The organism is Agromyces mediolanus (assembly GCF_023715325.1).
GTDB lineage: Bacteria > Actinomycetota > Actinomycetes > Actinomycetales > Microbacteriaceae > Agromyces > Agromyces mediolanus_A.
Window position 1 is genome coordinate 423,470 of sequence record NZ_JAMBNX010000001.1, and the last position, 12,229, is coordinate 435,698.

General features: G+C 70.7%; 13 protein-coding genes. 7 read left to right on the plus strand and 6 right to left on the minus strand.

The window, feature by feature from the left end; genetic code table 11:
* Position 1 precedes the first annotated feature (1 nt).
* The gene (cmtR, locus tag M3147_RS01985; RefSeq protein ID WP_100345896.1) at positions 2 to 361 is read left to right on the plus strand and encodes a Cd(II)/Pb(II)-sensing metalloregulatory transcriptional regulator CmtR; all 360 of its coding nucleotides are present in this window, start codon (positions 2 to 4) and stop codon (positions 359 to 361) included.
* Between the two features lie 5 nt (positions 362 to 366).
* Complete coding sequence (locus M3147_RS01990; protein WP_100345895.1) at positions 367 to 2,253, plus strand: heavy metal translocating P-type ATPase; 1,887 nt, start codon at positions 367 to 369, stop codon at positions 2,251 to 2,253.
* 345 nt (positions 2,254 to 2,598) lie between these two features.
* Here M3147_RS01990 and M3147_RS01995 read toward each other — a convergent pair whose 3' ends face one another.
* A complete protein-coding gene (locus tag M3147_RS01995; RefSeq protein ID WP_137877693.1) occupies positions 2,599 to 3,981 on the minus strand; it encodes an FAD-dependent oxidoreductase in 1,383 nt (460 codons plus the stop codon).
* Positions 3,978 to 4,682 (minus strand): aquaporin, encoded by a 705-nt coding sequence (locus M3147_RS02000; RefSeq protein WP_245861740.1) that lies wholly within the window; start codon positions 4,680 to 4,682, stop codon positions 3,978 to 3,980. The genes M3147_RS01995 and M3147_RS02000 overlap by 4 nt, the downstream gene beginning before the upstream one ends.
* 37 nt (positions 4,683 to 4,719) lie before the next feature.
* Here M3147_RS02000 and M3147_RS02005 point away from each other — a divergent pair, with 37 nt between their 5' ends.
* Positions 4,720 to 5,397: an arsenate reductase/protein-tyrosine-phosphatase family protein gene (locus M3147_RS02005; RefSeq protein WP_100345591.1), complete on the plus strand. Its 678-nt coding sequence runs from the start codon at positions 4,720 to 4,722 to the stop codon at positions 5,395 to 5,397.
* 5 nt (positions 5,398 to 5,402) lie between these two features.
* On the plus strand, positions 5,403 to 6,062 hold the full coding sequence (locus M3147_RS02010) for an arsenate reductase ArsC (protein WP_205547920.1): 660 nt from the start codon (positions 5,403 to 5,405) through the stop codon (positions 6,060 to 6,062).
* Here M3147_RS02010 and M3147_RS02015 read toward each other — a convergent pair.
* A complete protein-coding gene (locus M3147_RS02015) occupies positions 6,059 to 7,387 on the minus strand; it encodes an NAD(P)-binding domain-containing protein (protein WP_431606868.1) in 1,329 nt (442 codons plus the stop codon). The genes M3147_RS02010 and M3147_RS02015 overlap by 4 nt on opposite strands.
* Before the next feature lie 75 nt (positions 7,388 to 7,462).
* Here M3147_RS02015 and M3147_RS02020 point away from each other — a divergent pair, with 75 nt between their 5' ends.
* Both M3147_RS02020 and M3147_RS02025 read left to right on the plus strand, forming a co-directional pair.
* Positions 7,463 to 7,822, plus strand: a complete 360-nt coding sequence (locus tag M3147_RS02020; RefSeq protein WP_100345588.1) for an ArsR/SmtB family transcription factor — start codon at positions 7,463 to 7,465, stop codon at positions 7,820 to 7,822.
* Positions 7,819 to 8,328, plus strand: a complete 510-nt coding sequence (locus tag M3147_RS02025; RefSeq protein ID WP_251201801.1) for a GNAT family N-acetyltransferase — start codon at positions 7,819 to 7,821, stop codon at positions 8,326 to 8,328. Before M3147_RS02020 ends, M3147_RS02025 begins: the two co-directional genes overlap by 4 nt.
* Positions 8,329 to 8,330: 2 nt before the next feature.
* On the opposite strand, the gene M3147_RS02030 is transcribed toward M3147_RS02025, so the two are convergent.
* Genes M3147_RS02030 through M3147_RS02040 form a run of 3 tightly spaced genes read right to left on the minus strand, consistent with a single transcriptional unit; the run spans position 8,331 to position 11,408 of the window.
* Positions 8,331 to 10,061 carry a hypothetical protein gene (locus M3147_RS02030; RefSeq protein WP_240423315.1) on the minus strand — a complete coding sequence of 577 codons (1,731 nt, stop codon included), beginning with the start codon at positions 10,059 to 10,061 and terminating at the stop codon, positions 8,331 to 8,333.
* On the minus strand, positions 10,058 to 10,366 hold the full coding sequence (locus M3147_RS02035) for a helix-turn-helix domain-containing protein (protein ID WP_251201802.1): 309 nt from the start codon (positions 10,364 to 10,366) through the stop codon (positions 10,058 to 10,060). The genes M3147_RS02030 and M3147_RS02035 overlap by 4 nt, the downstream gene beginning before the upstream one ends.
* A 22-nt stretch (positions 10,367 to 10,388) precedes the next feature.
* Positions 10,389 to 11,408: a tyrosine-type recombinase/integrase gene (locus M3147_RS02040; RefSeq protein WP_251201803.1), complete on the minus strand. Its 1,020-nt coding sequence runs from the start codon at positions 11,406 to 11,408 to the stop codon at positions 10,389 to 10,391.
* 196 nt (positions 11,409 to 11,604) lie between these two features.
* On the opposite strand from M3147_RS02040, the gene M3147_RS02045 reads away from it, so the two are divergent.
* Positions 11,605 to 12,228, plus strand: coding sequence for a hypothetical protein (locus M3147_RS02045; protein ID WP_251201804.1), 624 nt, complete (start codon positions 11,605 to 11,607; stop codon positions 12,226 to 12,228).
* Position 12,229: the final 1 nt, after the last annotated feature.

Below are 12,229 nucleotides of genomic sequence, written 5' to 3' on the forward strand. Positions count from 1 at the left end.
CATGCTGACTATTGCTTCGCGGTTGGATGTGATGAACCGGCTGGGCCGGGCGATGGCCGACCCGACCCGGTCGCGGATTCTGATGACACTGCTGGACGGGCCGAGCTATCCGGCGGTGCTGTCGCGGAGTCTGGAACTGACCCGATCGAACGTGTCGAACCATCTGGCGTGTCTGCGGGACTGTGGGATCGTGGTGGCCGAGCCGGAGGGCCGCCAGACGCGTTACGAGATCGCCGACCCGCACCTGGCCGCCGCGCTGGATGCGCTGGTGGAGGTCACGCTGGCTGTGGACGAGAACGCGCCGTGCATCGACCCGGCGTGCTCGGTCGTCGGCTGCTGCGAGCCGGGAGCGATCGCGTGAGCACGATGACTGGCTCCCAGGTCGCGCAGCTCGACGATGACGACGATGACGACCGGCCGTGGTGGCGGAGTCCGAGCGTCCTGATCCCGATCGGCTCCGGTGTCGCGTTCGCCGCGGGGCTGGTGTGCGAGTGGACCGGCGCGGATCTCGCCGCCCTCGTGCTGTTCTGGATCGGCCTGCTGCTGGGCGCGTCCACGTTCGTGCCGGGTGCGCTGCGGAAGCTGTTCACGCGGGGCAAGCTCGGCATCGGGCTGCTGATGACGATCAGCGCGGTGGGCGCGGTGATTCTCGGCTATGTCGAGGAGGCCGCGGCGCTGGCGTTCCTGTACTCCATCGCGGAGGCGCTGGAGGACAAGGCGATGGACCGCGCCCGCGCGGGCCTGCGGGCGCTGCTGAAGCTGGTGCCCGAGACGGCGCTGGTCAAGCGAGGTGACGCCACGGCCGAGGTCGAGGCGAAGGAGCTGCGCGTCGGCGACCTGCTGGTGATTCGACCTGGCGAGCGGATCGCCACCGACGGGATCGTGCGGGTCGGGCGCAGCAGCCTGGACACGTCCGCGATCACCGGCGAGTCGATCCCGGTCGAGGTCGAGCCCGGCGACGCGGTATCGGCCGGGTCGATCAACACCTCCGGCGTGCTCGAGGTCGAGGCCACCGCGGACGGCACCGACAACTCCCTGACCACGATCGTGGAGCTGGTGGAGCAGGCCCAGGCCGAGAAGGGCGACCGCGCCCGCCTGGCCGACCGGATCGCTCGCCCCCTCGTGCCGGGCGTGATGATCCTCGCCGTGCTCGTGGCCCTGCTCGGGTCGCTGCTGACCGGCGATGTCGAACTGTGGATCACCCGCGCGCTGGTTGTGCTGGTCGCGGCGTCGCCGTGTGCGCTGGCGATCGCCGTTCCCGTGACCGTGGTCTCCGCGATCGGGGCGGCTTCCAAGTTCGGCGTCGTGGTGAAGTCCGGCGCCGCGTTCGAGCGGTTCGGCGGCATCCGGCACTTGGCCGTCGACAAGACCGGGACGCTGACCCGCAACGAGCCCACTGTGAGCCGCGTCGTCACCACCGACGTGGCCGAGGACGAGGTGCTCGCATGGGCGGCGAGCCTGGAGGCGCACAGCACGCACCCGCTGGCCGCCGCGATCACCAACGCCGTCCGGCAACCTCCGACCGCGCAGGAGGTCACGGAGACGGCAGGGCACGGCATCACCGGGACGCTGGGCGGTGCCCGGCTCGCCGTGGGAAGCCCCCGCTGGCTCGACGCCGGAACGCTGGCCGGCGAGGTCGAGGCGATGGAATCTGAGGGAATGACCGTCGTCATTGTCCACCGCGAGGGCGTGCCGGTGGGCGCCGTCGGGGTCCGGGACGAGTTGCGACCCGAAGTCCCGGAGGTGATCGCGACGCTCCTCAAGCGAGGAGTGGGAGTGACGATGCTCACCGGCGACAACGCCCGCACCGCCGCCGCCCTGGCCGCACAAGCCGGCATCACCGATGTCCGCGCCGAGCTGCGCCCCGAGGACAAGGCCACCGCCGTCGCCGCGCTGTCGAAGTCCCAGCCCACCGCCATGATCGGCGATGGCATCAACGACGCCCCCGCGCTGGCCGCCGCCGACCTGGGAATCGCGATGGGAGCCAAGGGAGCCGACGCGGCGATCGAATCCGCCGACGTCGCGTTCACCGGCCACGACCTGCGCCTCATCCCGCAGGCCCTCGCCCACGCACGCCGAGGCCGCAGCATCATCAACCAGAACGTGGTGCTCTCCATCCTCATCATCGCCGCCTTGCTGCCACTGGCGATCCTCGGAGTGCTTGGCCTGGCCGCCGTCGTCCTCGTCCACGAGATCGCCGAAGTCGTGGTCATCCTCAACGGTCTGCGGGCAGCCCGACGGCGGAAGGCATGAGTCGCCCTTTCGACCGCGGGATCGCCCCAGCGGCAACGAGTGCGACGGACACGGAGGCGACGATTCCCCGCCGCGCCGCGCCGCGACGGGCCGCGTCCGGCCGCGCTGGTTCCTGCTCGCCTGCGCCCGCCGCGCCGGTCGATCAGGGCACCAAGACCATCGCGCAACTCAGCGAGCACGAGCGCTTCTCGCCGGTGGGCAACGTGCTCGGCCTGCAACTCGCGTTCAACCCCGGCACCGTCATGTCCCTCGGCACCAACGCGACCTGGATGCTCGTCGGGGGCGGCGCGATCGGGAACCTTCTCGACCGGCTCCTCGCCAGCTCGCCGCGCTCAACGTCGGCTCCTAGACCAGCACCCTCGCGCGCTGGCTCTCCCACGCTTGCGCGGCGACCTGCACCGCGTCCCACGGTGAGCCCAGCGGCGGCGTGTAGGAGAGGTCAAGGTCGGCGAACTGCTCGATAGTCAGCCCGGCGTAGAGGGCGGTGGCGAAGGTGTCGACGCGCTTGGCGACCTCGGTGCCGCGCCTGCCGACGAGTTGCGCGCCGAGCAGTCTCCCGTCGCCGGTGTCGCCGGTGATGCGGAAGTGGATCGGGTGCGCGCCGGGGTAGTAGCGCTTGTGGTCGTCCGCCGCAGAGCTCACCGTCGCGGGCGCGTACCCGGCGGCGATCGCCTCGTGGTCACGCAGGCCGGTGCGGGCAGCGATGAGGTCGAAGACCTTCACGACCTGGGTGCCGACCGAGCCGGCGAAGGCCCGGTCACCGCCGAGGGCGTTCTCCCCGGCGATGCGGCCCTGCTTGTGGCTCGTCGTGCCCAGCGGCAAGTAGGTCACCCCGAGCAGGCGGTGATGGGTGATGATGCCGTCCCCGGCGGCCCAGACGTGCGGGAGGCCGGTGCGCATGTGCTCGTCGACCACGACCCCGCGGCCCGCGCCGAGGCTCGCGCCGGCCTGCTCGAGCAGCTCGGTGTTCGGCCGCACCCCGACGACGACCAGCACGAGGTCCGCGGTCTGCGTGAACGGCTGCCCGTCGCGGGTGCCCGTGACGGTGAGCCCGGCTGGGGTCTTCTCGATCCCGGTCACGGTCGAGCCGGTGACCACCTCGACGCCGTGGGTCGTGAGTTCCTCGTGGACGAAGGCGCCGAGCTCGGGGTCGAGGGTGGAGAGCACTTCGGGGCCGCGCTGGAGCTGGACGACGGTCATGCCGCGGGCGATGAACGCCTCGGCCATCTCCAGGCCGACGTAGCCGGCGCCGACGATGATCGCCGACTGCGGCTGCCGGGCGGTGAGGTCGTGATCGAGGGCGAAGGTGTCGCCCATCGAGTGGATGACATGCACCCCGTCCGCCGGGGTCAGCGCCTCCAGGCCGGTGATGCCGGCGTGGGACGGGAGGGCGCCGGTGCCGACGATCAGCTCGTCGTAGGCCAGCTCCTCGAACGCGCCGTCCGGGGTGCGGACGGTGAGCCGGCGACCTGCGACGTCGATGCCCGTGGCGAAGGTGTTCAGCCGCAAGCTCATGCCGGTGGCTTCCAGGTCGGCGCTGGTGCGGTGCGCGAGCGACTGCCAGGGCTGCACTTCGCCGGTGAAGTAGTAGGGGATGCCGCAGATGGAGAAGTTCGGGTACTCGTCTGCGACCACGACGGTCACGTCGGTGTCAGGGTCGAGCTCGCGGGCGCGCAGGGCGGCGGAGATGCCGGCGTCGGAGCCGCCGATGGCGATCAGGTGGGTCATGGCTGGGCCTTTCGATTCGGGAAGAGCAGGAGCACGAGGCCAACGCCGGCGGCGGCGCCGACGAGCTGGGCGGCGAGGAACCACAGTGCGGAGGTCGGGGCGATGCCGGCGAAGGTGTCGGTGAAGATCCGGCCGATGGTCACGGCGGGGTTGGCGAAGGAGGTCGAGGAGGTGAACCAGTACGCGGCGCCGATGTAGGCGCCGACCGCGGGGGCGACCACGGCGCTGCGGCCGGTGCGGGCCAAGGCGAAGATCAGCAGCACCAACCCGGCGGTGGCGACGACTTCGCCGAGCAGGTGGCCCGCCGAGAGGCGATCGGTCGTGGACACCGCCGTCGGCGCCTGGAACATGAGGTTCGCGAGGATCGCGCCGCCGATGCCGCCGGTGACCTGCGCGACGAGGTAGACCACGATCTCGGAGGGAGCGTGGCGGGTGCCGAGGAAGCGGTCGGCGAGGGTGACGACGGGGTTGAGGTGCGCGCCGCTGACGGGTTGGAAGATCAGGATGAGCACCGTCAGCCCGAGCGCCGTCGCCAGCGAGTTCTCCAGCAGCTGCAGCCCGACGTCGTCTGGCGAGAGACGCTGGGCGGCGATGCCGGAGCCGACCACGACGGTCACCAGCAGGCCGGCGCCGAGGAACTCGGCGACCGCGCGCCGCCACAACGGGGCGGGGGCGGATGTCGTGCTCTTTTCGTGGGTCACCTTGACGACGATACATTGCTCAGTCACTATTGAGGTAATGAACATTGAGCGAACTGACCTGGCGGGGCGGGTGGCGCGATATGCGGCGCTGGCCGATCCGGTGCGGCTGCGGATCATGGACCTGCTCACCCTCGGCGATGCCGCCCCGGTCGAGCTGCAAGCCGAGCTCGGCGTCTCCTCCAGCCTGCTCGCGCACCACCTGAACCAGCTCGAGCACGCCGGGCTGTTGCTGCGGACGCGGTCGGAGGCCGACCGGCGCCGCACCTACCTCCACCTCGCCCCCGGCGCCTTCACGGGGCTGACCCCGTCGCCGGCCCTCGGCGTGCGGCGGGTGGTGTTCGTCTGCACCGGCAACTCCGCACGCTCGCAGCTCGCCGCCGCGCTCTGGCACGACGCCAGCGACATCCCGGTCGCCTCCGCCGGCACGCACCCGGCAGACGCCATCGAGCCGGGCGCGATCGCCGCCGCCGACCGGCACGGCCTCACTCTCCGTGCCGCCCGACCGCGGACGCTGGCCGAGGTGCTGGACGTCGACGACTTCGTGGTCACGGTCTGCGACACCGCCCACGAGGAACTCGCCGGCGAGGGCCGGGTGCATTGGTCGGTGCCCGACCCGGTGCGCGACGGATCGGATGCCGCATTCGATGCCGCCTTCGAGGACATCGCCGCCCGTATCCAGAGCCTTGCCCCGAGGCTGACCACGACGAAGGGATGACGACGATGTCACCGCACCAGGAACCGCACGCCACGATCACGATCGACCAGGAGGCAGCCCTCGCCTCCGGCGCGGAGCGGCTGACCCGGGAGTTCGACGGCACATTCGGGCGGGAGACGATCGACCGTTTCCTGCACGCCTCCTACACCGACCTCGCCCAGCGTGCGACCGTGCCGAACTACCTGCCGCTGCTGACCGAGAAGTTCGCCAGGCAACGCCTGCGCGCCCTCGCCAAAGTCGACGGGCTCCACGTCGACGGAAAGCCGACGGTGCTGTTCCTGTGCGTGCACAACGCCGGCCGCTCGCAGATGGCCCTCGGCTTCTTCCAGCACCACGCCGGCGAGCACGCCGTCGGCTGGTCCGGCGGCTCCGAACCCGGCCACGAGGTCAGCCCGGTCGCCGTCGAGGTGATGGCCGAGCGCGGCATCGACATCGCCGGCGAGTACCCCAAGCCCTGGACCGACGAGGTCGTGCGCGCCGCAGACGTGGTGATCACGATGGGCTGCGGCGACGCCTGCCCGGTATTCCCCGGCAAACGCTACGAGGAATGGACCCTGCCCGACCCCGCCGGATGGACCCCGGAGGGCGTCCGGCCGGTGCGCGACGAGATCGAGGCTCGCGTCCTGAACCTGCTCGCCGAGCTCGGCGTCCCCGCGAGAACCTAGACCGCAGTACCCGCGGGGGCACGTCCGAGCTGGATCACCTGCGGCGCTGCGGGTGCGCAGCAGGCGCCGCCCTTGGCTCCGGTCGGGTCGTCGAACAGTCCCGCGCCGCCGCACACGCCCGTGCCCGGCAGCACCAGCTCGCTCCGGGCCGCAGCCTCGTGGTCACCGGCGAGCTCGGCGACGACGCTGCGAACCTGCTCGTACCCAGTGAGGGCGAGGAAGGTCGGGGCGCGGCCGTAGGACTTGGCCCCCACGATGAAGAGGCCCGGCTCGGGCTGGGCCAGGTCCACAGCGCCGGTGGCGCGCACCGAACCACAAGAGTGGATGTTCGGGTCGATGTCCGCCGCGATCCGCACCGGCGCCTGCAACCGGGCATCCAGCTCCAGCCGCACCTCGGACAGGATCGACAGATCCGGCCGGAACCCGGTCAGCACCACCACCCGATCCGCGGGCTCGAGCACGCGCCCGTCCTCGGCAACCAGCACCGCACCCTGATCGGCGGTGTCGATCCGCTCGATACGGAACCCGGTCACCAGGCTCACGAGGCCCTGGTCGACCGCGGTGCGAGCGCGCTGGCCGAGTGCGCCACGCTCGGGAAGCTCGTCCGCCTCCCCGCCGCCGAACGTGTCGCCGACCGTCCCGCGGCGCAGCACCCAGGTGATCCGAGGGTCCGGGTGCTGGCGGGCGATGCGGGCCAGCTCGGTGATCGCCGTCGCCGCGGAGTGCCCATTGCCGACCACCACCGTGTGCCGCCCCGCATACGGCTCGGCGTCGGCGAACGACGGAATCCGATACGTGAGGAATCCGGCCGCGGCGGTCTCGCCGAGCGCAGGCAGCCCGTCGGCACCGGCAGGATTCGGGCTCGTCCAGGTGCCCGAGGCGTCGATCACCGCCTGCGCCTCGATCCGCGACTGCGAGCCGTCGGCCTCCTCGACGTGAATCACGAACGGCTGCTCGGCGCGCCCGGCATCCACCAGCAGGTCACGTCCCTTGCGACCGACGCCGGTGACCCTTGCGCCGTAGCGGACGCGATCCCCAAGAACCTGCGCGAGGGGCGCGAGGTATCCGGTGATCCAGGCGCCGCCGGTCGGATACCCCCGCTCGGGTCGCTGCCACCCGGAAGGCTCGAGCAGCCGAGCCGCGGCGGAGTCGACGAGCTCGGGCCACTCCGAGAACAGCCGCACATGCCCCCACTCCGCCACCGCCGCCGCGGGACCCGCGCCCCTCTCCAGCACCAGCGGTTCCAGGCCGCGCTCCCGCAGATGCGCTGCGGCGGCCAGCCCCTGCGGTCCCGCGCCGATCACCACGACAGGAAGATCCACCACCCACTCCTCACATCGACTAACATCAATACATCGAGAATCCTCGATACATCGACAGATGTCAATACGACTGGGAGGATGAGCACCGTGACCATCGCGCTCCCGCTCCTCACCGAAGACGGCACCGCGTGCTGCGGCACTGTGGCCGGTGGCGCGCTCGAATCGGAGCAGGCCGAACGGATCGCCCGCGTGTTCAAGGCTCTCGGCGACCCCACCCGGGTCAAGCTCCTGTCCCTGATCGGCGGCAGCGACACCGGGGAGATGTGCATCTGCGACCTCACCGACCCCGTCGGCCTTGCCCAGCCCACCGTCTCGCACCACATGAAGCAGCTCGTCGAAGCCGGCCTTGCCACCCGCGAGCAGCGCGGCAAGTGGGCCTACTTCCGCGTCGTCGACGGCGCCCTCCAGAACGCAGCCCGCACCCTCCTGCCCGAATGATCCGCGTCGGCATCCGTCCGATGACGCCCGCGGACTGGCCTGCCGTCGAGCACATCTACCGTGAAGGCATCGCCACCGGGCACGCCACGTTCGAGGCAGAGCCACCCGACTGGGATGGCTTCGACAGCGGCAAGCTCCCCGATCTGCGCCTCGTCGCCACAGACACCGACGGCCTCGTCGTGGGGTGGGCGGCCGCCAGCCCCGTGTCATCGCGGCCGGTGTACCGCGGCGTGGTCGAGCACTCGATCTACATCGCCGATGCCGCCCGTGAGCAAGGCGCCGGAGCCGCCCTCCTGGAAGCGTTCATCGCTGCCGCGGACACGGCCGGCATCTGGACCATCCAGTTGTCGATCTTCCCCGAGAACACCGCGAGTCTGCGCCTGCACGACCGCCACGGGTTCCGCACGGTGGGCACCCGCGAACGTATCGCGCTTATGGGTTACGGCCCGTTGGCTGGCACTTGGCGCGACACTGTGCTGATCGAGCGCCGTCGATCAGGCGACTGAGGTCAGTCCGGCCGGTGGCCGCTGAGGTCGGGGTCGAGGACGCCGAGGTAGCGGGCGACCGACTCGATGCCGATCCCGAACAGGTCGCTGATGCGGCGGACGTCGCCGCCGCTGGCCTGGACTTCGTGCAGGACGCGGTCGGTGCGCAGCGTCTGCGCGGAGATGCCGGCCTTGAGCCAGGGGAACTGCCGGCTCGGGGCGCTGAGCCGTGGCGCGGTCTGCATCGTGACGAACAGGTGCGGGTTCATCGTGCGCGGCCATCTCGTTGCTCGGTGGTCGAGCCAGGTCCGCAGCCGGGCTCGCACCGGCTCGGCCAGCGGGATCACGCGCCCGTCAGGCAGGGTGAGCCGGCCGTCGATGATGTCGGTGAGCTGCAGCGCACGAATCTGGAGGTTGGTCAGGCCGTGGAAGGCGACGATCGAGGTGGCGAGGGCGACCGCTGGATCTGAGTGGTTCAGGGCGGCGAGGATCGTCTCGGTGTCGGCCGGCAGCGGTGTGCTGCGGCGCGGCTCGGTCAGGGGCATGCCGGTCGTCGGGTCGGCGAAGATCGCATTGCGTCCCTTGAGGATGCCGAACAGGGCACGGAATCCGCGCTCGGCCCAGTGCCGCTTACCTGCGTCGGCGGGCAGGGAGTCGAGCAGCAGCTCGGGGCTGATCTCGGCGAGCGACTCGATGCCGTCTTCGGCCCAGGCGGTGACGATCGGGGCGATGCCGAGGATCTGAATCTTCACCGTGGCCGGGTCGCGGGGCTTCCGCCGCGGTGGGATAGGACTGCCGTGGATCATGATGTCGAACCAGAGCTCGAGCTGGGTCCGCATCGCCGGCGGGAGGCCGGCGAACTTGCCGTCGAAGTAGCGGTCGATGTGCGGGGTGCGGTCGTCGATGAGCAGGCCGGCGGCGTCGAGGACATCGAGGGTGGAGACGATGTTGCCCTCGGCGTCATAGCGGCGCAGCCGGATCACTTCGGTGGCGCGGACCATCGTCGTGCCGTCGGGGGCGAGGATCTGGAGCATCTTCAAGGAGCGACGGACCTGATTGGTCTGCCGGTTCGACCAGCCGAACTGCCGGGCGTGCTCGAACACGATCCCGTCGGTGCGGTAGCTCCAGTCCCGGGCCTGCGCGGTCGCCCGCTGCCGGAGCACCTCGGGGTCCGGTGCGAGCTCGAACAGCGCCGGCTGCTCCCAGACGCTCGCTTCGGCATCGAGCACGATCCGCGACGCCCGCGTGGACTGCGCGGGCAGGGGCAGCTTGCGGCGGGCGGGCATGTTGGCGAAGAACAGCTGGAGCCCGTGCCGGGTGCCTTCGTCGAGGTCGATGTCGCGGCCGGGCTGCTGGATACGCCGCGCGGATTCGATGCAGAGCCGGCAGGCACCACGTTCGCCGATCGGGAGGCGACGATGGCAGAAGCGGCAGTCGCCGACCGGGTTGTGACTCGCCCACCAGGCGCAATGCCGGCACCGCCACTGGTGCCCCCGATAGACGCCCCAGGCGTAGCAGTCCTTGCACTGACCGATGTAGTGCGGGCTGCCGGGGTGGCACCGCTCGCACAGGCCCTGACTGAAGTAGTCCGGCGAGCCGCACCGCTCGCACGACGGAGCGGGGAACGGGCCGCCGGGGAGGCAGCCGTAGCAGTAGTCGACGCTCGGCCAGTGCCAGGCCGCGCGGTTCACGCCGCAGGTGAAACAGAACTTCGGCGGCCGGAACCGGGAGGTCACTCCCGGTTTGGTGCTCACAGCGGCGGCTCGGGCCGCTTGCCGTTGTAGCGGGGCTTGACGATCGACGGCGAGCCGTTCGCCGCCTGCTCCTCGACGGTCTTCGCCGGTCGAAGCGCTGCCGCGCCGTCGAGGTCCGCGGTCAACAGGTCGCCGGGCGTGCAGTCCAGCACGAGGCAGATCACGTCGAGGTCGTCCAGCCGCAGCGTGGTCGGGGTGCCGGTCCACAGGCCCGACATCTTCCCGACGCTCATCTCCAGGCCGGCGTCCGCGAGCAGCCGCCGCAGCTCCGAAGACTTCCAGATGCCGCGCTCGGCGGCGGCCATGCGCAGGTTCCATTTCATGGGTTCACACTCTCCCTCCGAATCGGGTCTCCAGCCGCCGGTTCGCGGTCAGCCACGCCTGCTCGACGTGGTCGCTGGAGACGTGGATGTAGCGGGTCGTGGTGGATAGCCACTCATGCCCGAGGATCTCCTGGATCGCTTTCAGATCCATACCCGCGCCGTACAGCGACGAGGCGCAGTAGTGCCGCAGGACGTGCGGGGTCATCCGGCCGACCCAGGCCGGCAGGAACACGACGGTCTGCGCTTTGAGTCCTTGGCGCAGCACGTCGTCGCTCGCCCGTGAGCAGCGTCCAAGGTCCTGGTCGAACCGCTCCGAGGGAATCATCGGCGCGACGGGGTTGTCCCAGTCCGGGCCGAACAGGTGCCGCACCTCCGCGAGCCACCAGTCGATCAGCCGATCGGCGCCGTTGATCGCCGGCACCAGCCGCGGCTTCACGCCGCGGCCGCGCGAGCCCTTCCCGAAGCGGACGTGGAGCTTGCCGAACTCGCCCAGATCAGGCCGCCAGTCGCGGATGTCGAGTTTGGCACTCTCGTTGATCCGCAGCCCCAAGCGCCGCCAGAGCGATGCGGCGAAGTAGTCCCGCGCCGCCGGAAGGAACTTCCGCGCGCTCGACAGCGAGCTGCGCCATCCCGCGAACAGATGGTCGACCTCGGCGTCCGACGGCGGCACGCGGATCTTGCCGAGCGAGTTGTTCGACTGCCGGTTGTACTCGTCGATGGGCTGCTCGAGGACGAACCCGGTCAGCGCATGCACGTCGGCCCGGTAACGGGCGATCGCGAAGTCGTAGAACTGAGCGAGCGTCTTCGCCTTGCCAGCCCGCGTGCTCACAGCCAGACCCGCCCGACGCAGACCCGCGAGGAAGCGATCGGCGTCGTCCGGCGCCGCGGCCCAGAGCGGGGCGGCGAGGCTCTGCCGGAACTCGAACACCGCGGCCCGCGAGGACTGGATGTGCCCGTCGGTCAGGCCGGCCGCTGCCATCGCCAGAGCGAACTGGTCGACGAGCTCCTGCTCGAAGTCGGCCACATCCTGCTCGTCGCGGAAGCCACGGGCGCTGCCGATGCTTCGCACCACAGCGAGCTTCATGAGCCCGTCAGTTCATCAGCACCGCACATACGTCAACAATACACAGATTCTTTCAGAAATCATGAAATCTCTACAAGAATCGGGTATCGGTGGCGATCCCTGCGTACCTCGCTCCTATGAGAGATCGAGGGAGCAGATGGCCGAACGAACTCACGGCAGTTGGGACAGGCGTGGCGTGAAGCCCCGCTACCGGCGCGGCAGCGACGCGGCCGACGAGCCCGACAACACGGCGACGACCGCCCAGCCGATCATCCACGTCCCGCACGTCCGGGTTGACGTCGCACCCGACGGTGCCCTGGCCGTCACGGTCGACGGCGCCCCGTTCACCCCACCGGAGGCGCTGTCGCCGCTGCGGCGCGATACCTTCGGGGCGCTCGCCGATCACCTCACCACCGCCCTCAACGGCCCGATCCGCGTCGAGGTGTGTGAGGCGGACGGCTCGACCTTCACCGACATCCTCACGCCACCGCGCCGCCGGAGCCGTTTCGCCCCTCCCGAGCCTGCCTTTCCCCAGCAGGCTTCGGCTCCGGCGGCTGCGGTCCCTGCTGTGTTGTTCGAGGTGAGCGCGGACGGGTTCGTGCCCGGCGAGGACGTCGCCCTGGCGGTCATCGTCGCCCATTCCGACGCCGGCCCGACCGGGCACGGTCGCGCGCTGCTGCAACGGCACCTGCTCGAGCTGGCCCCGACGCGCGAGGTTCTGCTGCTAGGCCGGGTCTCCGGCACCCTGTCCGTCCACCATCCAGACCGGGACCGCCAGTGAG

What these genes read in the sequence shown, in the direction of transcription:
- cmtR (WP_100345896.1), top strand. Translation starts at nt 2, where the DNA reads ATGCTGACTATTGCTTCGCGGTTGGATGTGATGAACCGGCTGGGCCGG.
- M3147_RS01990 (WP_100345895.1), top strand. Translation starts at nt 367, where the DNA reads ATGACTGGCTCCCAGGTCGCGCAGCTCGACGATGACGACGATGACGAC.
- M3147_RS01995 (WP_137877693.1), bottom strand. Translation starts at nt 3,981, where the DNA reads ATGACCCACCTGATCGCCATCGGCGGCTCCGACGCCGGCATCTCCGCC.
- M3147_RS02005 (WP_100345591.1), top strand. Translation starts at nt 4,720, where the DNA reads ATGAACATTGAGCGAACTGACCTGGCGGGGCGGGTGGCGCGATATGCG.
- M3147_RS02010 (WP_205547920.1), top strand. Translation starts at nt 5,403, where the DNA reads ATGTCACCGCACCAGGAACCGCACGCCACGATCACGATCGACCAGGAG.
- M3147_RS02020 (WP_100345588.1), top strand. Translation starts at nt 7,463, where the DNA reads ATGAGCACCGTGACCATCGCGCTCCCGCTCCTCACCGAAGACGGCACC.
- M3147_RS02025 (WP_251201801.1), top strand. Translation starts at nt 7,819, where the DNA reads ATGATCCGCGTCGGCATCCGTCCGATGACGCCCGCGGACTGGCCTGCC.
- M3147_RS02035 (WP_251201802.1), bottom strand. Translation starts at nt 10,366, where the DNA reads ATGGCCGCCGCCGAGCGCGGCATCTGGAAGTCTTCGGAGCTGCGGCGG.
- M3147_RS02045 (WP_251201804.1), top strand. Translation starts at nt 11,605, where the DNA reads ATGGCCGAACGAACTCACGGCAGTTGGGACAGGCGTGGCGTGAAGCCC.